This is a genomic window from Vibrio sp. 1180_3, from assembly GCF_029478545.1.
GTDB classification, from domain to species: Bacteria; Pseudomonadota; Gammaproteobacteria; order Enterobacterales; family Vibrionaceae; genus Vibrio; species Vibrio aestuarianus.
The window spans coordinates 1-319 of sequence record NZ_SJFM01000221.1 but is presented as its reverse complement, the minus strand read 5'-3'; the positions used below and the strand labels follow the sequence as shown (position 1 = coordinate 319).

General features: G+C 40.4%; 1 protein-coding gene. It reads left to right on the top strand.

The features are described from left to right. The coding region (locus EYW48_RS21660) for a hypothetical protein (RefSeq protein ID WP_277433101.1) at positions 1-187 on the top strand (187 nt) is incomplete at its 5' end. Positions 188-319 lie beyond the last annotated feature (132 nt).

Here is a 319-nt window from a genome sequence, read left to right as displayed (position 1 = left end):
CTTCAAAACGATCAATCTCAGGTTGTTCAAGAATCCATTTCGACCAAGCCAACTTGCCGAAAACACGGAACAAATTCTCAATGAAATCGTAGTTTTGACCTTAAAAACTCATCAAACACATAACGCCGCGTTAAGTGGTGAGCAACGCCTACCACCCAGCCTAAACCATTGTGACATAAACACTTAACCTAAAGTAAGCTGAAAATGCCGAGCGTTGGGAATCCGTCTTAAACGCTTTGTTATGTGAATTCTCGATTGAAGCGCCTAACTTTTGTACGCATGTTTTTCATAGGTGATGATGTATTAAACTGAATCATGC